This window comes from Dickeya sp. ws52 (genome assembly GCF_007210685.1).
Classification (GTDB): domain Bacteria; phylum Pseudomonadota; class Gammaproteobacteria; order Enterobacterales; family Enterobacteriaceae; genus Dickeya; species Dickeya chrysanthemi.
On record NZ_SZVX01000024.1, the window covers coordinates 1 to 23,063 of the forward strand.

Annotated in this window: 21 protein-coding genes; 12 read left to right on the forward strand and 9 right to left on the reverse strand. The window is 58.2% G+C overall.

Annotation, left to right across the window (positions count from 1 at the left end):
- Window positions 1-113: 113 nt before the first annotated feature.
- The 4 genes from asmA to apbC form a co-directional block, all read right to left on the reverse strand.
- Entirely contained in the window at window positions 114-1,928 is a 1,815-nt protein-coding gene (asmA, locus tag FDP13_RS18885) for an outer membrane assembly protein AsmA (RefSeq protein WP_143840144.1), read from the reverse strand.
- Window positions 1,929-1,960: 32 nt separating this feature from the next.
- Window positions 1,961-2,542, reverse strand: coding sequence for a dCTP deaminase (gene dcd / locus FDP13_RS18890; protein ID WP_012770546.1), 582 nt, complete (start codon window positions 2,540-2,542; stop codon window positions 1,961-1,963).
- Between the two features lie 103 nt (window positions 2,543-2,645).
- On the reverse strand, window positions 2,646-3,287 hold the full coding sequence (gene udk / locus FDP13_RS18895; RefSeq protein ID WP_012770547.1) for a uridine kinase: 642 nt from the start codon (window positions 3,285-3,287) through the stop codon (window positions 2,646-2,648).
- A 319-nt stretch (window positions 3,288-3,606) separates the two neighbouring features.
- Entirely contained in the window at window positions 3,607-4,716 is a 1,110-nt protein-coding gene (gene apbC, locus FDP13_RS18900; RefSeq protein ID WP_033575564.1) for an iron-sulfur cluster carrier protein ApbC, read from the reverse strand.
- Between the two features lie 279 nt (window positions 4,717-4,995).
- Here apbC and metG point away from each other — a divergent pair, with 279 nt between their 5' ends.
- The 4 genes from metG to FDP13_RS18920 all read left to right on the forward strand — a co-directional run bounded on the left by metG (window position 4,996) and on the right by FDP13_RS18920 (window position 10,340).
- The gene (gene metG / locus FDP13_RS18905; protein ID WP_143840145.1) at window positions 4,996-7,026 is read left to right on the forward strand and encodes a methionine--tRNA ligase; all 2,031 of its coding nucleotides are present in this window, start codon (window positions 4,996-4,998) and stop codon (window positions 7,024-7,026) included.
- Window positions 7,027-7,317: 291 nt separating this feature from the next.
- Window positions 7,318-7,749 (forward strand): VirK family protein, encoded by a 432-nt coding sequence (locus FDP13_RS18910; protein ID WP_012770550.1) that lies wholly within the window; start codon window positions 7,318-7,320, stop codon window positions 7,747-7,749.
- 239 nt (window positions 7,750-7,988) lie between these two features.
- A complete protein-coding gene (locus FDP13_RS18915) occupies window positions 7,989-9,065 on the forward strand; it encodes a sugar ABC transporter substrate-binding protein (RefSeq protein ID WP_012770551.1) in 1,077 nt (358 codons plus the stop codon).
- A 24-nt stretch (window positions 9,066-9,089) separates the two neighbouring features.
- Window positions 9,090-10,340, forward strand: a complete 1,251-nt coding sequence (locus tag FDP13_RS18920) for an LVIVD repeat-containing protein (RefSeq protein WP_143840146.1) — start codon at window positions 9,090-9,092, stop codon at window positions 10,338-10,340.
- A 68-nt stretch (window positions 10,341-10,408) separates the two neighbouring features.
- Here the strand turns inward: FDP13_RS18920 and pgl are convergent, their stop codons facing one another.
- A complete protein-coding gene (pgl, locus tag FDP13_RS18925; protein WP_143840147.1) occupies window positions 10,409-11,404 on the reverse strand; it encodes a 6-phosphogluconolactonase in 996 nt (331 codons plus the stop codon).
- A 180-nt stretch (window positions 11,405-11,584) separates the two neighbouring features.
- Between pgl and FDP13_RS18930 the strand changes: the two genes are divergently transcribed.
- Entirely contained in the window at window positions 11,585-12,406 is an 822-nt protein-coding gene (locus FDP13_RS18930; protein ID WP_033575569.1) for a pyridoxal phosphatase, read from the forward strand.
- A 49-nt stretch (window positions 12,407-12,455) separates the two neighbouring features.
- Here FDP13_RS18930 and modC read toward each other — a convergent pair whose 3' ends face one another.
- From modC to FDP13_RS18950, 4 genes are all read right to left on the reverse strand, one after another.
- Complete coding sequence (modC, locus tag FDP13_RS18935; protein ID WP_033575570.1) at window positions 12,456-13,514, reverse strand: molybdenum ABC transporter ATP-binding protein ModC; 1,059 nt, start codon at window positions 13,512-13,514, stop codon at window positions 12,456-12,458.
- The gene (gene modB, locus FDP13_RS18940; RefSeq protein ID WP_143840148.1) at window positions 13,514-14,203 is read right to left on the reverse strand and encodes a molybdate ABC transporter permease subunit; all 690 of its coding nucleotides are present in this window, start codon (window positions 14,201-14,203) and stop codon (window positions 13,514-13,516) included. The genes modC and modB overlap by 1 nt, the downstream gene beginning before the upstream one ends.
- On the reverse strand, window positions 14,190-14,975 hold the full coding sequence (gene modA, locus FDP13_RS18945; protein WP_027712692.1) for a molybdate ABC transporter substrate-binding protein: 786 nt from the start codon (window positions 14,973-14,975) through the stop codon (window positions 14,190-14,192). Before modA ends, modB begins: the two co-directional genes overlap by 14 nt.
- A 134-nt stretch (window positions 14,976-15,109) precedes the next feature.
- Window positions 15,110-15,259: an AcrZ family multidrug efflux pump-associated protein gene (locus tag FDP13_RS18950; RefSeq protein WP_012770558.1), complete on the reverse strand. Its 150-nt coding sequence runs from the start codon at window positions 15,257-15,259 to the stop codon at window positions 15,110-15,112.
- 196 nt (window positions 15,260-15,455) lie between these two features.
- Between FDP13_RS18950 and modE the strand changes: the two genes are divergently transcribed.
- The 7 genes from modE to FDP13_RS18985 all read left to right on the forward strand — a co-directional run bounded on the left by modE (window position 15,456) and on the right by FDP13_RS18985 (window position 23,012).
- On the forward strand, window positions 15,456-16,247 hold the full coding sequence (gene modE, locus FDP13_RS18955; RefSeq protein WP_143840149.1) for a molybdenum-dependent transcriptional regulator: 792 nt from the start codon (window positions 15,456-15,458) through the stop codon (window positions 16,245-16,247).
- A gap of 82 nt (window positions 16,248-16,329) precedes the next feature.
- Window positions 16,330-17,799, forward strand: a complete 1,470-nt coding sequence (gene modF, locus FDP13_RS18960) for a molybdate ABC transporter ATP-binding protein ModF (RefSeq protein WP_143840150.1) — start codon at window positions 16,330-16,332, stop codon at window positions 17,797-17,799.
- A gap of 257 nt (window positions 17,800-18,056) precedes the next feature.
- Window positions 18,057-19,073 carry a UDP-glucose 4-epimerase GalE gene (gene galE, locus FDP13_RS18965; protein WP_033575574.1) on the forward strand — a complete coding sequence of 339 codons (1,017 nt, stop codon included), beginning with the start codon at window positions 18,057-18,059 and terminating at the stop codon, window positions 19,071-19,073.
- 96 nt (window positions 19,074-19,169) lie between these two features.
- Window positions 19,170-20,240, forward strand: coding sequence for a galactose-1-phosphate uridylyltransferase (gene galT, locus FDP13_RS18970; RefSeq protein ID WP_143840151.1), 1,071 nt, complete (start codon window positions 19,170-19,172; stop codon window positions 20,238-20,240).
- Window positions 20,237-21,388, forward strand: a complete 1,152-nt coding sequence (gene galK / locus FDP13_RS18975) for a galactokinase (RefSeq protein WP_027712697.1) — start codon at window positions 20,237-20,239, stop codon at window positions 21,386-21,388. Before galT ends, galK begins: the two co-directional genes overlap by 4 nt.
- Entirely contained in the window at window positions 21,378-22,448 is a 1,071-nt protein-coding gene (gene galM, locus FDP13_RS18980; RefSeq protein WP_143840152.1) for a galactose-1-epimerase, read from the forward strand. The genes galK and galM overlap by 11 nt, the downstream gene beginning before the upstream one ends.
- Window positions 22,449-22,568: 120 nt before the next feature.
- Window positions 22,569-23,012 (forward strand): hypothetical protein, encoded by a 444-nt coding sequence (locus FDP13_RS18985; protein ID WP_033575578.1) that lies wholly within the window; start codon window positions 22,569-22,571, stop codon window positions 23,010-23,012.
- Window positions 23,013-23,063 lie beyond the last annotated feature (51 nt).

Below are 23,063 nucleotides of genomic sequence, written 5' to 3' on the forward strand. Positions count from 1 at the left end.
GTTTATCCCGCACGAAATTATTCACTGACCGGACAAACTTCACCATTCACAAGACAATATAGCTGTTTGTCAACAGCAACAAACAGGGTTTCACCGGAAATAGCGAATACAGATCACAGGCCCGTCGCCGGGGTTTTAGACGCAGGCTGATTTTTCTCGGCCCAGTCGTTCAGGCGTTTTTTCATTTCATCCTGCAAGCGCTTACGCAGAACCTGATCAACCTGCAACTGGTAGTTCAGGTTACCGAATTCGCCATACAACCGGAAAGGAATCGCCGTATCCCGCAACAGTTGAACCCACTGCCCATCCCCTTTCCACCCTTGCGTTATCCGCACATCGACGTTGATATCGCAGCGCTGCGCCGCTAAATCGAACTGCCCGTCGCCCTGTAATGCCAACACGTCAGACTGCCCGGATAATGACTGCAAATCCAGCTTGCCGGCGTTAAGCGTCGCCTCGCCGCGCATCTGTTGAATATCGGTATAGCGGGTATAGTCATCCGGCACCTGAACGCCGCTATTGCTGCGCGCCACCGCCTGCTGGATCAGTTGCTGAATATTCAGCCCGGAGAGCCGTAATGCGTCGAACTGTACCGCCGCCGTGCCGCGCCACTGCGATATCACCGCCTGCCGCGACAGCTCATTACCACTTAGCCGGCCTCGCAGACTCAGCTTACCGTCCAGACCGTCGGGCAGATCAAACACCGACAGCAACGCCGACAACGGCAACGCGCTCAGGGTTGGCTGAATCGTGATCGCAGGAGAAGCATCAACATCCATACTCCCCGGAATAGAGAAACGGCCGTCACCAATCTGACCGCTAAAGTCGGCCACCTTGACGTTGCCGTGCTGATTACTGCCTTTCAGGACAAACTGATTGATGCTCATACCGTGGTAGATCAGCGTATTGGCATTTACCGCTACCCGGGCAATGGAATTACGCAGCCCCTGATAAGGCTCCGGCGGTTGCTCATGCGAAAATACCGGCCTGGCGATGACCGTTTTGTCGCCGCTCTCGCTGGCCGAAGAGGTATGCGCCAGGCCCAGCAATGCATCCAGATCCAGTTTTTCCGACTGCAAGGCCAGCACGTATTCCGGCGTCGTGCCGAACGTGGCCGACAGCGATCCATTTAGCTGACTATTATTGGCGCTGAGCGTAAACTGGTTGACGGTCAGTTTCTCTGGCTGGCGCTGATAACTGCCGCGAATCGCGCCTTTACCGCTGATACCTTCCGTCGGCAGACCTGCGCCCTGCAACTGGTAGTTGACGCTGCCGATATCGGCACCGACCTGTTGCGGATAGTTTTGCATATCCAGCAAGGCATCAAGAGAAAACGACAAATCGCGCTGATCACGGTTAAAGCGGCTGGAAAGCGATACCCTCACCTGCCGGGTGTCGTCGCTCTCCATTTTCAGGTTGATATCCCGCACATTCAGCACCGGCGCGTTACCCCGCTGGAACACCAGCACGCTATCGGCGACCTCCACCCGATTAACATCGAAACGCCACGGCGTTTCCGGTTCCGACACCGATGAGCCCGCCGGCGCAATCGGCGCCGGGCCCGCCACTTTCGCTTCGCTGTCCGGCGTCAGACGAATAACCGCGCCTTTCAGCATCACCTGCTTCACTTCCAGTTGATGAGATAACAACGGCCATAGCTTCACGTCCAGCCGCATATTCTCAGCACTGATCACCGGAGCGGCGGCCCCTGGCGCACTCACCGACAAATTGCCCGACAGAATGCTCAGTTGCGGCCAGACATGCCAGCGCAGGTCGCCGTCCAGGTTCAATCGGTAACCGGTGCGCGCCTCAACCTTACGCACCATATACGCCCGGAAATCATTCGGGTTGATCAACACCACCAACGCCGTCATACCGGCGGCCAGCACCACCAGCAGTATCACCAGCGCGGTCAACAATCTTCTCATGCCATCCTCATTCGCTGTCGCCTCTGGCCCAGCTAGTCTTTATCGATCCGGCTTGCCACTGCGCCTTGCTGATCCTTGTATTTCGCATCTTCACGGCGGTTATACGGCCGAGCCGCCGGGCCGGAGAGCGGCTCGAAACTCAACGCGCCGATGATCATACCGGGGCGCAACGCCAGCGGTAATTTACCCGAGTTGTAGAACTCCAGCACGATGCACCCCTGCCAGCCTGGATCGATACGGTGAGCGGTCACATGCACCATTAACCCCAGACGCGCCAACGAGGAGCGGCCATCCAGCCAGCCGACCAAATTATCCGGCAGCGTGACCGATTCCAGCGTCACCGCCAACGCCAGCTCACCCGGATGAAGGAAAAAGGCATCGCCTTGCGCCAAATTGATCTCATCACTCATGACGCGATCCAGCGCGGCGCTCACTTCATCCTTCGGCCCGCTCAAGTCGATAAACGGTGCGGTATGGCCGCTGAACACCCGGAACTGATTGCCCAACCGCACATCCACCGTAGCTCCGTTAATCCGTTCAATCGGGGGACGCGGCGTAATCACCAGACGGCCGTCATCCAGCCAGGTTTCAATGTCACGGTCGCACAGTCTCATCATCTTCTCCAGTCAGACTTTTGCAGGTGTTCAAACTGCCACAGCAGCGCCGGAAATACCACGCTGATTCCACCTGCTTTAAGGATTTTCTCAGCAAATCGGCCTATTCAAAGAACTGGCTGATTTTCGCCTTCAGAATATCGATGGCGATACGGTTTTTGCCGCCGCGCGGTACGATAATGTCCGCATACTGCTTGGACGGATCGATAAATTGCAGGAACATCGGCCGTACCGTTTTCTGATATTGCTCCATCACCGAATCCATTGAGCGGCCGCGCTCATTAACATCACGACGCATACGGCGCATCAGGCAGATATCCAGCGGGGTATCGACAAAAATCGAAAAATTCAGCTCTTCACGCAACCGGGCATCGGTCAACAGCAGGATACCCTCCAGGATAATCACCTTTTTCGGCGCCAGATGCACCGTTTCCTGCAAACGGGTGTGCTGCACATAGCTATATTGCGGCAGCGCGATCGGCTGACCGGCTTTAAGCATCTGCAAGTGTTGCAACAGCAGGCTGTGATCCATCGCGCTGGGGTGGTCGTAATTGGTTTTGACCCGTTCGTCCATGGTCAGGTGGGATTGATCCTTGTAGTAGCTGTCTTCCGGAATAACGCCGATGTGTTCATCACCGACCTGATCGCGTAATTCGCGATACAGAGTGCTGGCAATAAGACTTTTTCCGGACGCGGACGCGCCGGCAATCCCGATGATGACACACTGGCGAGACTTATCAGTCATGGCAATAAAGACCTGATTAAAATAAAAAAGGAGGGGGACACGCCGTACGGTTCAGGCACGATTCGTTCGAAATCGTCCGCCTGAGAGAGTCACCCGCAACCTGCGTGGTTGATTGCGGAATACGGCCTGACGTGTCTGGACGCGGCAATTATAGGGAGTTAGCACGATTCGCGCCAGCATTACGCGGGCTGATGCTATCGGTACGCTTATGCTATCGGTACGCTTATGCTATCGGTACGCTCAGCATCCGGTCGTCACGTTACGTCGGGCGGTAAAAACAACGGATACCGCCTCACATCACGGTATCCGTTTAAGACGGTCACACCGCGCGAAACGCGATTTCCGTCGGGATCACGTCACCCTGCCAGAACAGCTGGGCTGCAACCTGCCCTGCCAGTTCGCGGTACAACTGGGTAAACTCGCTGTCCGGCTGGCTGACCACCGTCGGCTCGCCACGGTCGAGGTCTTCACGCAGCGAAATATGCAGCGGCAACTGGCCCAGCAAGGCGCAGTGGTATTTTTCCGCCAGTTTTTGCGCGCCGCCGGTGCCGAAAATCGGCTCCAGATGCCCGCAGTTACTGCAAATGTGCACGCTCATGTTCTCTACGATGCCCAATACCGGCACCTTCACCTTCTCGAACATCACGATGCCTTTCATCGCATCCACCAGCGCGATGTCCTGCGGCGTGGTGACCACCACCGCACCGGTGACCGGCACATTCTGCGCCAGCGTCAGTTGGATGTCGCCGGTGCCCGGCGGCATGTCCAACACCAGATAATCCAGATCCGGCCACAGCGTATCCTGCAACAGTTGCAGCAGCGCCTTGCTGGCCATCGGCCCGCGCCATACCATGGCGTTATCGTCGGTGACCAGATAACCGATGGAGTTGGTGGCAAGACCATGCGCCATGATCGGCGCCATGTGTTGCCCATCCGGCGAAGTCGGCCGTTCGTTGGCCGCCCCCAGCATGGTGGGGATGGACGGCCCGTAAATATCCGCGTCCAGAATGCCGACGCTCGCCCCTTCGGCCGCCAGCGCCAACGCCATATTCACCGCGGTACTGGATTTGCCGACGCCGCCCTTGCCGGAGCTGACGGCGATAATATTCTTCACCCCCTTCACACCGGCCTGATTGTTAACGCGGCGCAGCGTGGCGATGTTATGCGTCAATCGCCATTCCACTTCACGGGCGCCGCTCAGGCGTAACAGCTCTTCGCTAACGCTGTCTTTTAAATCCGCCATCCCGCTCAGCCAGACAAACGGCATAGTCAGTTCGATATGCAAGACATCATCCATCAATGCACAGTGATGCAACGCATTCAGCGTGGTCAGGTTGTTTTTCAGCGTCGGGTGCGAAAAGGAGGAAAGTACGCCATTTACCACGGCGCGCAACATCTCGGGGTTTTGCGCGGGGAGTTTATCGTTCATCCCGGCTCCTTGAGTTTGAATTAAAGTCATTGTCACAGCGGCCCTAGCATAGCAGAACGCCCGTATGTGGGTGTATCGCACAATGCCCGATGTGGAAAAAAGAGCCGGAACTTCTCCGCACCCGGCGCAACTCAAACCCAGCGGCACCGTCATCACCGCCGACAGGCAGGGGTTTTGTTGCAGCCCGCGTCGCCCCAAGGTTTACGCATTACGGCGCGATGGGGTAACATCTGGGCTCCTTCTTAATTTATTCACCAACCAACAAGCAAGTTCCCCACTATGACTCAAGTCGCAAACAAAATTTTGGTAACGTGCGCGCTGCCTTATGCTAACGGTCCGATCCACCTTGGCCACATGCTCGAACACATTCAGGCGGATATTTGGGTCCGTTACCAGCGAATGCGCGGCAATCAGGTCCACTTTATCTGTGCGGACGACGCCCACGGCACGCCGATCATGCTCAAAGCACAGCAGATGGGCGTCGCGCCGGAGCAGATGATTGCGACGGTGAGTCAGGAACACCAGCAGGATTTCGCCGGGTTCAACATCAGCTACGACAACTATCACTCCACGCACAGCGAGGAGAACCGCGAATTGTCCGGGTTGATTTATCGTCGGCTGAAGGAAAACGGTTTTATCAAGAACCGCACGATTTCCCAACTGTTCGACCCGGAAAAAAGCATGTTCCTGCCGGATCGCTTTGTAAAAGGCACCTGCCCGAAATGTAAGGCAGCGGATCAGTACGGCGACAACTGCGAAGTCTGCGGCGCCACCTACAGCCCGACCGAGCTTATCGACCCGAAATCCGCCGTGTCCGGTGCGACGCCGGTGATGCGCGAATCCGAGCACTTCTTCTTCGACTTGCCGGCATTCAGCGACATGCTGCAAGGTTGGACCCGCTCCGGCGCGTTGCAGGAACAGGTCGCCAACAAGATGCAGGAGTGGTTCGATTCCGGGCTGCAACAGTGGGATATTACCCGCGACGCCCCTTATTTCGGTTTCGAAGTCCCGGATGCGCCGGGTAAATATTTTTACGTCTGGCTGGATGCGCCGATCGGCTACATGGGGTCGTTCAAAAACCTGTGCGATAAACGCGGCGATCTCAATTTCGATGAATTCTGGCGTAAAGACTCCAGCACCGAGCTGTACCACTTCATCGGCAAAGACATCGTTTACTTCCACAGCCTGTTCTGGCCTGCGATGCTGGAAGGCAGCGGTTTCCGCAAGCCGACCAACCTGTTCGTGCACGGCTATGTGACGGTAAACGGCGCCAAAATGTCCAAGTCGCGCGGCACCTTTATCAAGGCCGATACCTATCTGAAACATCTGGATGCCGACTGCCTGCGTTACTACTACGCCGCCAAACTGTCGTCGCGCATTGATGATATCGACCTCAATCTGGAAGACTTCGTGCAGCGCGTAAACGCCGATATCGTCAACAAGGTGGTGAATCTGGCGTCGCGCAACGCCGGTTTCATCAACAAACGTTTTGACGGCCAACTGGCGGATCAACTGGCGGATGCGGCGCTGTATCAAACCTTTATCGACGCCGCACAGACCATCGCCGAGGCGTACGGCAGCCGCGAGTCCGGCAAGGCTATCCGCGAAATCATGGCGCTGGCGGATCTCGCCAACCGCTATGTCGACGAACAAGCGCCGTGGGTCGTCGCCAAACAGGAAGGCCGCGATGCCGACCTGCAAGCGATTTGCTCGATGGGCATCAACCTGTTCCGCGTGCTGATGACCTACCTGAAGCCGGTATTGCCTTCGCTGACGGAACGTGCCGAAGCCTTCCTGCAAACCGAGCTGCGCTGGGATAACCTGGCTCAACCGCTGACGAACCATCGGGTCGGAGCGTTTAAGGCGCTGTTTAACCGTATCGACATCGCACACGTGCAAGGCATGGTGGACGCCTCCAAAGAGGAAGCGGCCGCAGCCGCCAAACCGGCCTCCGGCCCGTTGGCCGATAACCCGATTCAGGACACCATCGATTTCGCCGATTTCGACAAAGTCGACATGCGCGTAGCCTTGATCCAGAAAGCTGAGATGGTAGAGGGTTCAGACAAACTGCTACGGCTGACGCTGGATCTGGGTGGTCAAACCCGCCAGGTGTTCTCCGGTATCCGCGCCGCCTACCCGGAGCCGAGCGCGCTGGAAGGCCGCCTGACGGTACTGGTCGCCAATCTGGCGCCGCGTAAAATGCGCTTTGGCGTCTCCGAAGGCATGGTGATGGCAGCAGGCCCCGGCGGCAAAGACATCTTCCTGTTGAGCCCCGACAGCGGCGCCCAACCCGGGATGCAAATCAAGTAACTCCATGAAAATCAGGCCGGTCTACCGGCCTGATTTTTTCCGTCTCGCCATTGCTATACCGTGCCTCCTACCCTGTCTGTTACCGTTGTTAACACCTCTGACCATGTCGTTATTCGGATAAACGGCATGGCACTTTCGTCGCTGCCATGATAAACAGTGTCTCGTCGTGATTATCACGTTGCGCACTTAGCGGCGTGCGTCGTTGGCCTGCACCTTCACGCAGTGTGTGCTTTGTGCCGTACGTGATAGTCACGACGCCCAGGCCAATTCTCGATCATGGAGGAATATCGAATGTCTCGTATCACCCCGTTGCTACTGAGCACAGCCCTGCTTGCCGCCGCCGCCCCGGCGATGGCGACCAAATCGCTGAAAAGCGCCGATGACGTGATTACTGCCCTGAATCAGGGACGCAGCGTCAATGTCACCATTGATTTATCCGCCTGTACACCACAGGAGGGCACCTCGGCCAGCAAGACCCGCGGCGGCCTGCATATTAACGCCTATCGTCTGGTAGATAACGGCACGCTGTCGTTCAGCGATGAACATTTTACCGTTGCCAACGACGGCACGCCGATCCAGCAGTTCATGCGTTATCAGGTGCAACCGGACAACACCGTACGCTTCACCACCTTTATGTTTAACCTGCCCAGCCTGCAACAGCGCGGCAACACGCTGAGTTACCTGTGCAAACTGGGTCAGGACATCAAATTCTTCGAGCAATAAGTCATGCCGCACGCACCCAGCCGGCTGGGTGCGTTTATTTTCCGCCTCTCCCGTCGCCTGCTATCCCATTGAACGAAAAGTTATAAGCTAAGCCCAAAAGGCATAATCCGCCCCCTTTGCACGCTGTGCGGTTACCCGCTATGATTCCTCATCACTAAAATAGACATCCAGACATAAAGATATCCATAAAGCTGCGAACTTGCTTCACAACACTTGCTTAACAACACCGAGGATTGAAAATGAAAAAATTCCCTGCTGCATTGCTGGCACTGAGCCTGACGGCGTCGTTCTCCACGCTGGCGGCGGAAACACCGGCTACCGCCGCCCCGATACCGGCCGCCATCGCTAATCATCAGGGACCGGTGCGCATCGCCGTGATCCGCAATCTCGGTTCAGACGACAACACCACCCAGTTCGTTTCCGGCGTATTGGAAGAGGGCAAAAAGCTGGGGTTCAAAATCAGTACCTTCCTGAGCAACGGCGACGACGCTAAATTTCAGGATTTCGTCAACCAGGCCATCAGCCAGAAATACGACGGCATTATCCTGTCGCAGGGTCGTGCGCCCTATTCCACCGACCTTATCCAACGCATTGTCGACAGCGGCATCAAGGTGGCGGTGTTTGATACTGCGGTCGATAAAACCATCCCCGGCGTTACCGTGACCCAGCAAGACGACGCTTCGCTGGCCAACGAATCACTGGGCCAGTTAGTGAAGGATTTCAACGGCAAAGCCAACATCATCAAACTGTGGGTGGCAGGCTTCCCGCCGATGGAACGCCGCCAGACGGCGTACCAGCAGATCCTGAAAGACAATCCCGGCATTAAAGAGCTGGAATCCATCGGCGCCGTCTCCTCTGATGTGCAGGGCGATACCGCCAATAAAGTGGGCGCGATTCTGGCGAAATACCCGAAAGGTAAGATTGACGCTATCTGGGGGGCCTGGGATGCCTTCAGTCAGGGAGCGTACAAGGCGCTGAAAGAAAACGGTCGTACCGAGGTAAAGCTCTACAGCATCGATATTTCCAATCAGGATCTGCAACTGATGCGTGAAGCCAATAGCCCGTGGAAAGTGAGCGTGGCGGTGGACCCGAAACTGATCGGCAAGGTCAACCTGCGTCTGGTGGCTAACAAGATAGCCGGCGAACCGACGCCGCCAACGTACGAATTCCGCGCCGCCAGCATTCCACAGGCGTTACTGGTCAGCCAGCCAGGGCCGGTCAATGTGGCGGGGCTGGCGAAAATCATCCCGGGATGGGGCCAGACCAATGACTTTATCGCTCCGTGGTTTGCTACACTGGAAGCCAAAAGCAAATAAAGATCTGTTATAACGGAGGCTTATATGGCATCAGCGCCCCTGCCCATGCCGGAATACAGCCGCAACATGCGGCTGATTGGACACAGCGATCAGGGCGGGCGTCCTGATGGCGTACAGGTGATGGTGCATCGTGGTTACGCCTATATCGGACACATGGTGTCGCAGGGTGTTTCCATCGTCGATGTGCGTGACCCGAAAAACCCTAAACCGGCCGGTTTTATCGCCGCGCCGCCGGGCACCTGGAACATCCACTTGCAAACCCACGATGACCTGCTGCTGGTGGTCAACGCGCGCGATCTGTTCGCCGATGCGCGCTTCGCCGAAGAAAAAGTCTACTACACTCGCTCGGTGGCGGAGACGGTCAGCACCGGTCAACAGGATAAACACTGGAGCGCCGGGTTACGGATATTCGATATCGCCACACCGGACCAACCGCGTGAAATCAGCTTCCTGCCGCTTGATGGCATCGGCATCCACCGCATCTGGTACGTGGGCGGACGCTGGGCATACGTTTCCGCGTTACTGGATGGCTACAGCGACTACATTTTTCTGACCATCGACCTGGCTGACCCGCGCAAACCGGAGGTCGCCGGCCGTTACTGGCTGCCAGGTATGCACACCGCCGTCGGTGAAACACCGAGCTGGCCGGAAGGCAAACGCTACGCGCTGCACCACGCGATTGTCAGCGGCGATACCGCTTACGGCAGCTGGCGCGACGGCGGCCTGACGCTGCTGGACGTCAGCGATCGCACCCAGCCGCGGCTCATCAGCCATCGCAACTGGAGCCCGCCGTTTGGCGGCGGTACGCACACGGCGCTGCCGTTGCCGGACCGCGACTTGCTGATCGTGCTGGATGAAGCGGTGCTGGATAATCAGGAAGACGGCGAAAAGCTGATTTGGGTGTTTGATATCCGCGAGCCGTCCAACCCGGTCAGCATCGCCACCTTCCCGCAACCCAGTGAAACCGACTATGTGAAGAAAGGCGCGCACTTCGGCCCGCACAATCTGCATGAAAACCGACCGGGCAGCTTCATTAGCTCGACGCTGATCTTCGCCACCTACCAGAATGCCGGCGTGCGCGCTTACGACATCAGCAACCCGTATCGGCCGAAAGAAACCGGCGCGCTGGTGCCCGCCGCGCCCGAGCGCATGATCGATAAACGCCCCGGCCGCCCTCAGGTTATTCAATCCTGCGACGTGTTTGTCGATGCACAAGGGATTATCTATAGCACCGACTACAACGCCGGATTGTCGATTATCGAATACCGCGGCTAACCCGCCGGGAGAATGCGCGCTGCGTTACCGCAGCGCGTTAATTTTCTGCTATCTGCCGGTATTCGTTATCAATCCAGCGCCAGTACCGACACCCACATCGGCCCCTGACCAACCGCATAGCGCGCCAGCGGCGTCAGGCTACCGTTGTCCGGCTGAATGCCGTAAACCTCAATGTGATGGGATTTCTGACCCGCAGCGATCAGGAAACGGCCGCTATGGTCGATGTTAAAACCGCGCGGCTGGGTTTCCGTCGGCTGGTGCCCGGCCAGCGTCAGCATACCGTCCTGTGCCGATACCTGGAAAATGGAAATCAGACTGGCGGTACGATCCGTCGTATACAGGTGACGACCGTCCGGCGTGATATGGATATCCGCCGCCCAGCAAGTGCCGGTGAAATCGGCCGGCATGGCGTTCAGCGTCTGAATGCGTTTGCCTTCGCCCTGCGCATCCAGTTCGAACACATCCACTGAACTGTTCAGTTCGTTGATGCAGTAGGTAAAACGGTTATTCGGGTGGTAAGCCATATGGCGCGGCCCGGCACCCGCCGCCGCACGCTGTTCTGCGGGCTGGCTTTCAGTCAAACGTCCATCGTCGGCGACGTCATACAAACGGATACGATTTTCTTTCAGGCAAGGTGCCCACAACACACGGTTAGCCGGGTCGATATTGGTGGAATGGCACCCTTCCAACCCGTCTAATTGCTGGACAGGCGCCTGCACCACACCGTCGTCGCCAATCGGGCTGACGCTGACGCAGGCGTCGCTGTAAGAGGCGCTGAACAGGAAACGCCCACGCTGATCGGTAGACAGGTGCGTCGGGCTGCCCGGCAACGGCGCTACACCGGCTTCACTCAGTTTCCCTTGTGCATCAATCCGATAGCTGATCAGCCGAAACTCAGGACGCACCCCGACGTACAGGTGACGTTTATCCGGCGCGATAACCATCGGCTGCACCTGTCCGGGAACATCAACCACCTGTAACAAGCTCAACTCCCCGCTGGAAGCGAGTTGCCAGACATGGATCTGCTGACTTTCCGGACTGGCGATATAAACCACTTGCTGCATTCGATTCTCCTTGTTGGCACCGCTGAGGCGACAGGTGCGCCTCGTTAACTCAGGCTATGCTTTCGTTCATCGGTACAGGCTCCTGACGTGAGAACCCGCACGGAAAAAGGCCCTGTTACTTTGAATGGCTTCCAGTGTACCATCCCAAAGAAGTGAACCCGATAACCCGTTGAGAATACCATGACCTATCGCATCATTGCCCTCGATCTGGACGGCACCTTGTTAACGCAAAAGAAAACGATTTTACCGGAATCCTTACAGGCGCTGGCGCTAGCCCAACAGGCCGGGATCAAGGTCATCATCGTGACCGGCCGCCACCACTCGGCTATCCATCCGTTTTATCAGGCGCTGGCGCTGGATACCCCGGCTATCTGCTGCAACGGCACCTACCTGTACGACTACCAGACCGGGCAAACCCGCGACGCCAACCCGCTGACGCCGACGCAGGCCAAAAGCGTGCTGCAACGCTTACAGCAATTCGCCATCCACGGCCTGATGTACGCGGACGATGCGATGCTCTATCAACACATTACCGGTCACATTACCCGCACGCAGACCTGGGCGGAACAACTGCCGGAATCACAGCGGCCGGTGTTTCGTCAGGTGGACGACCTGATGACCGCCACCGACAACAGCCGTTCTATTTGGAAATTCGCCACCCACCATACCGATACCGCCGTGCTGAATGACTTCGCCAAACGGGTTGAAGAGGAGTTAGGTTTGGCCTGCGAATGGTCATGGATGGATCAGGTGGATATCGCCCAAACCGGCAACAGCAAAGGCCGGTTACTGCAACGGTGGGTGGAATCGCAAGGGTTCAGCATGGACGAGGTGGTGGCGTTCGGCGATAACTACAACGACATCAGCATGTTGTCCGCCGCCGGGTTGGGTGTCGCGATGGGCAACAGCGCCGATGACGTCAAAGCTCACGCCGATCTGGTGATCGAACATCATGAACAACCCGGCATCGCCGAGGTGATTCGCCGCCGGGTGCTGGCCTGACGCCACCACGGCCCACGCAGGTGTGGTGCCGTGGCGGGCAGGGAAGACATCATGGCGTAATCGACACGCTTTTGACCTGAGCGTAGAGACGTTGCCCAGCCGTCAGCGCCAGTTCGTCCCGCGCCCAGGGCGTGATACGCGCCCATAGAATTTGCCCCCCGATATCCAGCTTCACCTCTACCTGTTCGCCCACGTCAAGGCATTCCACCACGCAGGCCGACAGCACATTACGGATGCTGCTGACTGCCGGACGTTGCGTCACCAACGACACATCCGCCGCATTGATGCGGATACGCAGCACACGGCCGGGCGGTGCGTCAACACGGCCGACCCACAGGGGCTGTTCACCCAGCGACAGCGCGGTCATGGCGTAATGCGGGTGATGTTCCATCACCGTCACCTTCAAAATGCTGCTCTGCTCTTCTCGCGGCAACCAGGCGCGCAGCGCATTGCCGGCCCAGACCTCTTCCAGCGTACCCTGCGCTTTCACCCGCCCTTTATCCAATATCAACACCCCGTCCGCCAGCCGCACCACCTCTTCCAGACTGTGGCTGACGTACAAAATCGGCGTGTTGACCTCGCGGGCCAGTCGCTCCAGGTACGGCAGCAGTTCACGCTTGCGCGGTGCATCCAGCGACGCCAACGGCTCGTCCATCAGCAGCAATTCCGGTGCCGTCAGCAACGCACGGCCAATCGCCACCCGCTGCTTCTCCCCGCCGGACAACGTCAACGGATAGCGTTTCAGCAAATGCCCGATGCCGAGCAACTGCACGATATCGTCGAACTGCGCCTGCATCGGTGCGGCCATGCCGTAACGTAAATTCCCTAATACCCGGTAGTGCGGGAAGAGGCGCGCATCCTGAAACACGTAACCGATGCGACGTTTCTCCGGCGGCAGGAACACCCTTTGTTCCCGATCGGACAGCACCCGATCGTTGAGCTGGATGCGCCCGCTATCCGGCCGGGTCAGGCCGACAATCGCATTAATCAGCGACGTTTTCCCGGCCCCCGAGACACCGAACACGGCGGTAATCCCGCTGGCCGGAAGCTGGGCGGCGACGCTGAGCGTCAGGTCGCCCAGTTGCTGAGTAAAATCCAGTTGCAGCATTATCCCCCCAACCGTTTACGGCTCCAGCGGGTGAGCCATTCCGACAACAGCAGCGACACCAACGACAAGCCAATGGCGATAACGCACAAGCGAGCCGCCTGCATTTCCGCTCCCGGCGTTTCTATCAGCGTATACATGGCATTGGGAATGGTGCGGGTTTCGCCTGGAATATTAGACACAAAGGTGATGGTGGCGCCGAATTCACCCAACGATCGGGCGAACGCCAGTACGGTGCCGACAATAATCCCCGGCAGCGTCAGCGGCAGCGTGATGGTGAAAAACACCCGCCAGCGCCCGGCGCCCAGCGTACGCGCCGCCAGTTCCAGCCGGGTATCCACCGCCTCCAGCGCCAGCCGAATGGCGCGCACCATCAACGGAAACGCCACCACCGCCGACGCCAACGCCGCGCCATGCCAGCTAAAACTGAAGCTAAAGCCGAACCAGTTATAGAGCCAACTGCCGACCACGCCTTTGCGCCCCATGACGATCAGCAGCAAATAGCCGATCACCACCGGCGGCAGCACCAGCGGCAGATGGATCACGCTATCCAGCAGCGACTTACCGACAAAACGGCAACGCGCCAGTACCCAGGCGGCCAGAATACCCAGCGGCAAACTGCAACCGACCGCCACCAGCGATACTTTAAGGCTCAGCGAAACCGCCTGCCATTCGTAATCACTGAGCAGCATTAACCGGCGTAAACCCGTATTGTTTAAACACAACGGCGGCCTGTGGGGTTTTCAGGTAATCAAAGAAGGCTTTGACTGCCGGCGTATTGTGACCTTTGACGATGGCCATCGGGTATTCCACCGGTTTATGGGTGTTATCCGGGAAAATGCCGACCACTTTCACCTTCGTACTGGCGACGGCGTCCGACCCGTAGACAATCCCTAACGGCGCTTCTTCACGCTCCACCAGCACCATGGCCGCCCGCACGTCATTCGCGCGCGCCATCAGCGGCGAGAGCGTGTCCCAGGCGTTCAGTTTCTGCAACGCTTCTTTGGCGTAGATCCCCGCCGGCACGTGATCCGGGTCGCCGACCGACAAACGCCCGCCGTTCAGCAACGCTTTCCAGTCGGTCTTGTCATCGATCTTGAAGCCTTTCGTCTCGGCGGATTTAGGGGCAATCACCACCAGTTTGTTCCCCAGCAAGGTATAGCGGGTCTCGTTTTCGGTCAGTTGTTTACCCTGAGCGTAATCCATCCACTGTTGATCGGCCGAGATAAACAGGTCGGCGGGTGCGCCTTGTTCTATCTGGCGCGCCAGCGTTGAGGATGAAGCGTAGGACGCCACGATGGAAACCTGCTTTTCCTTTTGGTATTGCGCGGCGATATCCTGTAATGCATTGGTCAGCGAGGCGGCGGCAAACACCGTGACTTTATCCTGCGCCAGCGCCGTGTTTGCGCTCATCCCCAGAGTTAACGCAGCGGCCGTCAACCAATAATTCCATTGCTGTTTCATTCTCTCTCCTGACATTTTCGTTATGTAGTTAATCACATAACGATAAATACAGAATATCCATCGCATTGTCATTGTTCTTAAGCAAAAAAAATCCGGCAAACGCCGGATTCGTCAAAATAGGAAATCGAGAGCGCTTATTTACGCGCTGCGGAAGACTCGCGATGGCCGAAGGCGGAAAACAGGTTGAATACTTCGCCCAGCCCATAAATAGCCCCCAAAATCAGTGCCATCATCACCGGCACCATGCACACCGCAAACACCAGGCTTTTCAGCAATTCAAACATATCGACCTCATCTTTCACCGTGGCTGACCGTTACAACGCCAGCATCTCATTGATTCAGGGTAGGCTATCCTGACCCTATTGCTGCCAACGAGTTTACCTGAATCGCCGGAATTAGAGCGGCCATTTGTGCGGTTTGCCTGTTTGACGCAAAACGATGACAATACAAACGATTAGCGGCCCAGATACGGATGTGATCATGCAAGCAGAAATTCTTCTTACCCTCAAACTCCAGCAACGGCTCTTCGCCGACCCGCGTCGCATCGCACTACTTAAGCAAGTGCAGCAAACCGGCTCCATCAGTCAGGGAGCGCGGCTGGCCGATATCAGCTACAAAAGCGCCTGGGACGCGATCAATGAAATGAATCAGTTGTCGGAGCAAACCATCGTTGAACGCACCACCGGCGGTAAAGGCGGCGGCGGTGCGGTGCTGACGCGTTACGGTGAACGGCTGCTGCAACTGTATGATCTGTTAGGGCAGATTCAACAAAAAGCCTTCGATGTCCTGCAAGACGATACGCTGCCGCTGGACAGCCTGCTGGCGGCTATCGCCCGTTTTTCGCTGCAAACCAGCGCTCGCAACCAGTTTTTCGGCACCGTTCTGGAACGTGATCGGCAACAGGTACAACAGCACCTGTCTATCCTGCTGGCGGATGGTCATACCCGCATTCAAGGCGCACTGACTCAACAAAGTGCCGACCGGCTGCAACTGACCAGCGGCAAAGAAGTGTTGGCGTTAATCAAAGCCCCCTGGGTCACCATCACCCCGCAAATGGAACCGACGCCGGCTCACGACAATGTATTGCCGGGCCGTATCAGCAGCCTGCAGCCCGGCTCGGCGCAGAGTGAAGTGCTGGTGACGCTGGAAGGCGGCGAAGTGGTCTGCGCCACCTTGTCCAACGATGAGGTGGCGCGGCAAGGCTTGCAGCCGGAGATGGCGGTCTACGCCAGTTTTAATGCCGACCAGGTGATTATCGCCACCCTGTGCTAACACACCCGATATCGCGTACCTTGACAAGCCGCCTGCTTAGCTTTACCCGTAACAGGCCCGTCATTTTGTAAAGGGAATCATCATGTCATTGCTGCACATCCAGCAGGCGCAGTTCCGGTTAAGCGACACCCGGATGATGCGTCTGGATGAACTCAAGCTACATCAGGAACAATGCTGGGCGTTCGTCGGCGCCAACGGCAGTGGAAAATCGGCGTTGGCGCGCGCACTCTGTGGCGAATTACTGCTGCTATCGGGGCAACGCCGGTGTGACTTTCAGCGCGTGGCGCGTCTCTCCTTCGAACAGTTACAACAGTTGGTGTCGCTGGAGTGGCAGCGCAACAATACGGATATGCTAAGCGCCGATGAAGACGACACCGGGCGCACCGCCGCTGAAGTGATTCAGGACAGCGTACACGACGCCGAACGCTGCGACCGATTGGCCGCGCAATTCGGCATCGCCCATTTATTAAACCGGCGCTTCAAATACCTCTCTACCGGCGAAACCCGCAAAACCATGCTGTGTCAGGCGCTGATGGCGCAGCCGGACCTGCTGATTCTTGACGAGCCGTTCGACGGGCTGGACGTCGCCTCACGCGCGCAGTTGACCGAACTGTTGGCGTCGCTGGCGGCGCAAGGGCAAGCGCTGGTGCTGATCCTCAACCGCTTTGAAGATATTCCGGACTTTATCGGCCAGGTCGGCGTGCTGGCGGACTGTACCCTGACCCGGCAAGGCGCACGTGAAGCGATTTTATCCGATGCGCTGGTATCGCAACTGGCACACAGCGAAACGCTGGTCGATAGCGCATTGCCGGAAGCGGAAGACCCGCAACAATCCCCCCTTTTGCCGCCGGATCAACCCCGTATTCGGCTGCTGCATGGCGTGGTGAGCTACAACGATCGCCGCATTCTCGACGATTTAAGCTGGGAAGTGCTGCCGGGCCAGCACTGGCAAATCGTCGGGCCGAACGGCGCGGGTAAGTCCACCCTGCTCAGCCTGGTAACCGGCGACCACCCGCAGGGCTACAGCAACGACCTGACGCTGTTTGGCCGTCGGCGCGGCAGCGGCGAAACCATCTGGGACATCAAGCGTCACATCGGCTATGTCAGCAGCAGCCTGCATCTGGAGTACCGCGTCAGCACCAGCCTGCGCAACGTGATCCTGTCCGGGTTTTTCGATTCCATCGGCATATATCAGGCGGTATCCGATCGCCAGCGTTTTCTCGCCGCCCAATGGTTGGCGCTGCTCGGGCTACCGGACAGCGTGGCCGATGCCCCGTTTCAGTCACTCTCCTGGGGGCAACAACGGCTGGCGCTGATTGTGCGTGCGCTGGTGAAACACCCGGCCTTGCTGATTCTGGACGAACCGCTACAAGGATTAGACCCGCTCAACCGCCAGCTTATCCGGCGCTGGCTGGATATTTTGATCGGTCAGGGACACACCCAACTGTTGTTTGTTTCCCACCATGCGCAAGACGCGCCGGATTGCATTACCCATCGTCTCACGTTCGTCGCCGACGGCGACGGCTACCGTTACCTGACGGAAAGCCGCTGACACGCTCACTCACGGTTTCGCTTCAGGCGAAACCGTCGCCTTACCCGCAGCAATGGACACTTTAGTGATAACGTTACCACGAAAAATGTAACGTATTTCACTCGACGCCACATCGCGCTATGCTGGTCGTTCACCACTCAGGGAACAGGTGGAAAGTGAGCCGACAGCCTTAATTATCGCTATTTACGGCGTTGATCACCTTTTTCCCGCCACGGTCATGCTATTTTTCCAATCAGTTTTCTGCAACAGAGGTCATTATGAAAGTATTGGTTACAGGTGGTAGCGGTTACATAGGAAGTCATACCTGTGTGCAACTGATCGCCGCCGGTCATCAGCCGGTTATTCTCGACAACCTGTGCAACAGTAAAGCCAGCGTAGTAAAAGCCATTGCCCACGTCAGCGGGCAAACGCCGGTGTTTTATCAGGGCGATATCCGCGACGGCAGCCTGTTGCAGACGATTTTTGCCGAGCACGATATCGGTGCCGTGATCCACTTCGCCGGCCTGAAAGCGGTGGGCGAATCGGTACGCGAACCCATCAGTTATTACGATAACAATGTCTACGGCACGCTGACGCTGGTGGAAGCCATGAAACACGCCGGCGTTAAGACACTGATTTTCAGCTCTTCCGCCACCGTCTACGGCGACCAGCCGCAAATCCCGTACCAGGAAAGCTTCCCCACCGGCACCCCCGCCAGCCCGTATGGCCGCAGCAAACTGATGGTAGAGCAGATCCTGCAGGATTTGCAGCGCGCGGAGCCGGACTGGAGCGTGGTGCTGCTGCGCTACTTTAACCCGGTGGGCGCGCACCCGTCGGGTGAGATGGGCGAAGACCCGCAGGGCGTGCCCAACAACCTGATGCCTTACATTGCGCAGGTGGCGGTAGGCCGCCGCGACTCGCTGGCGATTTTCGGTAATGATTACCCGACCGTCGACGGCACCGGCGTGCGAGACTACATCCACGTGGTGGATTTGGCCGATGGTCATGTCGCCGCCATGAATACTCTGCACGGCAAACCCGGCGTACACACCTACAACCTCGGCGCCGGCGTCGGCTACAGCGTGCTGCAAGTGGTGGAAGCCTTCAGCCGCGCCTGCGGCAAGCCGCTGCCGTATCATTTTGCGCCCCGCCGCGACGGCGACCTGCCCGCTTACTGGGCCGACGCGGAAAAAGCCGCTCGCGAACTTAACTGGCGCGTCAGCCTGACGCTGGATGAGATGGCCGCCGATACCTGGCGCTGGCAATCCCGCCATCCGAATGGCTTTTCAGACTGATTAACACGGGGGGAGCCCCGTTTTCAGCCCGTACTCTTTTCCCGGAAACCACGTTTCAATGGCAGACGTGGTTTCGATAACACAGAAGGTATCCCCATGGCGTACTTTGATCCCGTTGAACATCCGCATCGTCGCTACAACCCGCTGACCGGCCAGTGGGTACTGGTGTCGCCGCACCGCGCCAAACGTCCGTGGCAAGGGCAGCAGGAAAGCGTGTCGAGCGATCCGTTACCCTCGCATGATCCCAGTTGCTTTCTCTGCCCCGGCAACGAACGGGTCACCGGTGATACCAACCCGGATTATCAGGGCACCTTTGTTTTCACCAACGACTTCGCCGCCCTGATGTCGGATACCCCGGCCGCACCGGAAAGTCACGATCCACTGATGCGCTGCCAGAGCGCACGCGGCACCAGCCGGGTGATCTGCTTTTCGCCGGATCACAACAAAACCCTGCCGGAGCTGTCGCTCGGCGCGCTGGAGCAAGTGGTCGCCACCTGGCAGCAGCAGAGCGCCGAGCTGGGGAAAACCTACCCGTGGGTACAGGTGTTTGAAAACAAAGGGGCGGCGATGGGCTGTTCCAACCCGCATCCGCACGGCCAGATTTGGGCCAACGATTTCCTGCCCAACGAAGCGGAACGGGAAGATCGACTGCAACGCGAATACTTCCGACAATACGGTTCACCGCTGCTGGTGGACTACCTGCAACGCGAATTGCAGGATGGCGCGCGCCATGTGGTGGAAACCGAGCATTGGCTGGCGGTGGTGCCCTATTGGGCGGCCTGGCCGTTCGAAACGCTGTTATTGCCCAAAGCCCACACCCTGCGCCTGCCGGATGTCACCGCAGCACAGCGACAGGATCTGGCGCTGGCGCTGAAGCAGCTCACCAGCCGCTACGACAACCTGTTCCAGACCTCATTCCCTTATTCCATGGGCTGGCACGGCGCCCCGTTTACCGACGGCGACCACCCACACTGGCAGTTACACGCGCATTTTTATCCGCCGCTGCTGCGTTCCGCTACCGTGCGTAAGTTCATGGTCGGCTATGAAATGCTGGCGGAAACCCAGCGTGATTTGACCGCCGAGCAGGCGGCTGAACGGCTGCGCGCCGTCAGCGATATTCATTACCGTGACGACAGTCACTCTCGTGATTCAGGAGTTCAGGCATGACCTTATCAGCACGCACCCAGGCGGTTTTCCAGCAACAGTTCGGTTACCCGGCAGCCCTTACCGTGCAGGCTCCGGGCCGGGTCAACCTGATAGGCGAACATACCGACTACAACGATGGTTTTGTGCTGCCTTGCGCCATCAACTATTCCACCACCATCAGCGCCGCCCCGCGCGATGACCGGCAAATCCGGGTGATTGCGGTGGACTACGACAGCCAGCAGGATCAATTTTCGCTGGACGCACCGATCGAACATCACTCGCAGTGGCAGTGGGCGAACTATGTGCGCGGCGTCATCAAGCATCTGAAAAACCGCAGCGATGCCTTTGGCGGCGCGGATCTGGTGATAAGCGGCGACGTGCCGCAGGGCGCGGGTCTGAGTTCGTCGGCGTCGCTGGAAGTGGCGGTCGGCAAGGCGATTCAAGCGCTGTATCAGCTACCGCTGGACAATGTAGCGCTGGCGCTCAACGGCCAGGAAGCGGAGAACCAGTTCGTCGGTTGTAACTGCGGCATTATGGACCAGATGATTTCAGCACAAGGCCAACGCGGCCACGCGTTGTTGATCGACTGCCGTTCGCTGGAAACGCGTGCGGTGTCGATGCCGGACAACGTAGCGGTGATGATCATCAATTCCAACGTCAAACGCGGTCTGGTGGATAGCGAGTACAACACGCGCCGCCAGCAGTGCGAAGCCGCCGCACGCCATTTTCAGGTTAAAGCGCTGCGTGACGTCAGCGAGGCCGATTTCGCCGCCAAAGTAGCCGGTCTGGATGAAGTCGTGGCACGCCGCGCACGTCATATCATTACCGAAAACGCCCGCACGCTGGCGGCAGCCGATGCGCTGACGCGGGGCGACCTGCGCCAGATGGGCGAACTGATGGCCGCCTCCCACGTCTCAATGCGGGATGATTTCGAAATCACGGTGCCGCCGATCGATACGCTGGTGGAGATAGTCAAAGCGGTAATCGGCGATGAAGGCGGCGTGCGCATGACCGGCGGCGGATTTGGCGGTTGTATCGTGGCGCTGATCCCACAACAGCATGTCACCGCGGTGCAAAATGCCGTGATGCGGGAGTATCCGGCGAAAACCGGATTACAACCGACCTGTTACGTCTGCCAGGCCTCGCCAGGAGCCGGTTATGTCGAATGACCCAGTTGAACCGCGTGCGCCGCAAACGGCGCTCGCACCGGATGGTCAGCCATTTCGGTTGACCGTACTGCAAAACCGCCACGGTACACAGGTAACGCTGATGGATTGGGGAGCCGCCTGGCTCTCTTGCCTGTTGCCGCTGCCTGGCGGCGCAACGCGTGAAGTGCTGCTGGGCTGCGCGCCCGAACAGTATCCGCATCAGGCCGCTTATCTGGGCGCGTCGGTCGGGCGCTACGCTAACCGCATCGCCAACGCCACCCTGCGTCAGGGCGATACGCTCATCCGGCTGACAGCCAACCAAGGGCCGCACCAGTTACATGGCGGCCCAGACGGCTTCCACGCCCGGCGCTGGCAGGTACTGCAACAGAGCGATGCTCAAGTCACCTACCAGTTGCATTCGCCGGACGGCGATCAGGGCTTTCCCGGCGCGCTGACGGCGCAGGTCAGTTACCAACTGACCGACCAGAACACGCTGGACATCGAGTATCAGGCCGAAGTGGACCAGCCCTGCCCGGTATGCCTGACCAACCATGCCTATTTTAACCTTGACGGCGAGCCCACCGATGTTCGTCATCATCGGCTACAACTGATGGCGGATTACTATCTGCCGGTGAATCAGGATGGCATTCCCGGCGAGGCGTTGCAGGAAGTCGCGAACAGCAGTTTTGACTTTCGTCAGCCGAAAACCCTGATGCAGGATTTTCTGTCCGATGCCGACCAGCAAGCCGTGCGCGGCTATGACCACGCTTTTTTGTTGCATCGCACCGGCGGCTCCGCTGAAAGCCCGGCCGCCAGCCTGTGGTCGGCGGACGGAAAAATACAGATGCAGGTCTACACCAGCGCACCGGCGTTGCAGCTCTACAGCGGTAACTTTCTGGCCGACACACCATCGCGCGACGGGTCGCCTTATACCAACCACGCCGGGCTGGCGCTGGAAAGCGAATTTCTGCCGGATAGCCCCAACCACCCGGACTGGCCGCAGCCCGACTGCTGGCTGAAACCCGGCAAACGCTATCGCTCGCTCACCCGGTACGCATTTAGCGTCAGCCAACCGGACTGACGCACACCAAAGAGCCGGGCCGGCACCGCCGGCTCTTTACAAATCTGTGCAAATTCCTGCTTGTCCGGCGCGGACTGCGCCTCTTACACTGGACGCACTTTTTATAAGGATATTCACTTCATGACAGCCTCGCGCCATCATCCACTCAGCCTGCGGCATCTGCGCTACAAAAGCAGATGGGGCTGGATGTTGGCGCTCTGCTGGCTGCTGTTGAATGCTCAACTGGCGGTGGCAGGCCATCGCTGCAATCTCGCCGTTACCGCCGCACCGGTCAGTATTCAGCACGATGCGCACCGTATGCAGCCCGACGCCGTCATGCCCGATATGCCGGCCGCTGATGCCATCCAAGCTACCACCGGCGTCAGCCCGCTGTGTGAAAAACATTGTCAGCCCGACACCGCCAGCCCGGATTTACCGTCGTTATCGCTACTGGCGCTGCCGGTCAGCAGCGAACTCCTGCCGGCGCAGCCGCCGGAACCCGTCACCGCCGGCAGCAACCGTTGGTTTACGCCGCCTGTCGCCGGCCCGCCGGCCGAAATCCGTTTTTGCCGATTCAGAGAATAGCTTCCGCGATAAACAACTTCGTGCGTTTTTGCACAACAACTTGTTATTTAT

What these genes read in the sequence shown, in the direction of transcription:
- metG (WP_143840145.1), top strand. Translation starts at nt 4,996, where the DNA reads ATGACTCAAGTCGCAAACAAAATTTTGGTAACGTGCGCGCTGCCTTAT.
- FDP13_RS18910 (WP_012770550.1), top strand. Translation starts at nt 7,318, where the DNA reads ATGTCTCGTATCACCCCGTTGCTACTGAGCACAGCCCTGCTTGCCGCC.
- udk (WP_012770547.1), bottom strand. Translation starts at nt 3,287, where the DNA reads ATGACTGATAAGTCTCGCCAGTGTGTCATCATCGGGATTGCCGGCGCG.
- asmA (WP_143840144.1), bottom strand. Translation starts at nt 1,928, where the DNA reads ATGAGAAGATTGTTGACCGCGCTGGTGATACTGCTGGTGGTGCTGGCC.
- apbC (WP_033575564.1), bottom strand. Translation starts at nt 4,716, where the DNA reads ATGAACGATAAACTCCCCGCGCAAAACCCCGAGATGTTGCGCGCCGTG.
- galM (WP_143840152.1), top strand. Translation starts at nt 21,378, where the DNA reads ATGTCGAATGACCCAGTTGAACCGCGTGCGCCGCAAACGGCGCTCGCA.
- FDP13_RS18930 (WP_033575569.1), top strand. Translation starts at nt 11,585, where the DNA reads ATGACCTATCGCATCATTGCCCTCGATCTGGACGGCACCTTGTTAACG.
- modC (WP_033575570.1), bottom strand. Translation starts at nt 13,514, where the DNA reads ATGCTGCAACTGGATTTTACTCAGCAACTGGGCGACCTGACGCTCAGC.
- dcd (WP_012770546.1), bottom strand. Translation starts at nt 2,542, where the DNA reads ATGAGACTGTGCGACCGTGACATTGAAACCTGGCTGGATGACGGCCGT.
- modF (WP_143840150.1), top strand. Translation starts at nt 16,330, where the DNA reads ATGTCATTGCTGCACATCCAGCAGGCGCAGTTCCGGTTAAGCGACACC.
- modB (WP_143840148.1), bottom strand. Translation starts at nt 14,203, where the DNA reads ATGCTGCTCAGTGATTACGAATGGCAGGCGGTTTCGCTGAGCCTTAAA.
- modE (WP_143840149.1), top strand. Translation starts at nt 15,456, where the DNA reads ATGCAAGCAGAAATTCTTCTTACCCTCAAACTCCAGCAACGGCTCTTC.
- galT (WP_143840151.1), top strand. Translation starts at nt 19,170, where the DNA reads ATGGCGTACTTTGATCCCGTTGAACATCCGCATCGTCGCTACAACCCG.
- FDP13_RS18915 (WP_012770551.1), top strand. Translation starts at nt 7,989, where the DNA reads ATGAAAAAATTCCCTGCTGCATTGCTGGCACTGAGCCTGACGGCGTCG.
- galK (WP_027712697.1), top strand. Translation starts at nt 20,237, where the DNA reads ATGACCTTATCAGCACGCACCCAGGCGGTTTTCCAGCAACAGTTCGGT.
- galE (WP_033575574.1), top strand. Translation starts at nt 18,057, where the DNA reads ATGAAAGTATTGGTTACAGGTGGTAGCGGTTACATAGGAAGTCATACC.
- FDP13_RS18985 (WP_033575578.1), top strand. Translation starts at nt 22,569, where the DNA reads ATGACAGCCTCGCGCCATCATCCACTCAGCCTGCGGCATCTGCGCTAC.
- FDP13_RS18950 (WP_012770558.1), bottom strand. Translation starts at nt 15,259, where the DNA reads ATGTTTGAATTGCTGAAAAGCCTGGTGTTTGCGGTGTGCATGGTGCCG.
- modA (WP_027712692.1), bottom strand. Translation starts at nt 14,975, where the DNA reads ATGAAACAGCAATGGAATTATTGGTTGACGGCCGCTGCGTTAACTCTG.
- FDP13_RS18920 (WP_143840146.1), top strand. Translation starts at nt 9,090, where the DNA reads ATGGCATCAGCGCCCCTGCCCATGCCGGAATACAGCCGCAACATGCGG.
- pgl (WP_143840147.1), bottom strand. Translation starts at nt 11,404, where the DNA reads ATGCAGCAAGTGGTTTATATCGCCAGTCCGGAAAGTCAGCAGATCCAT.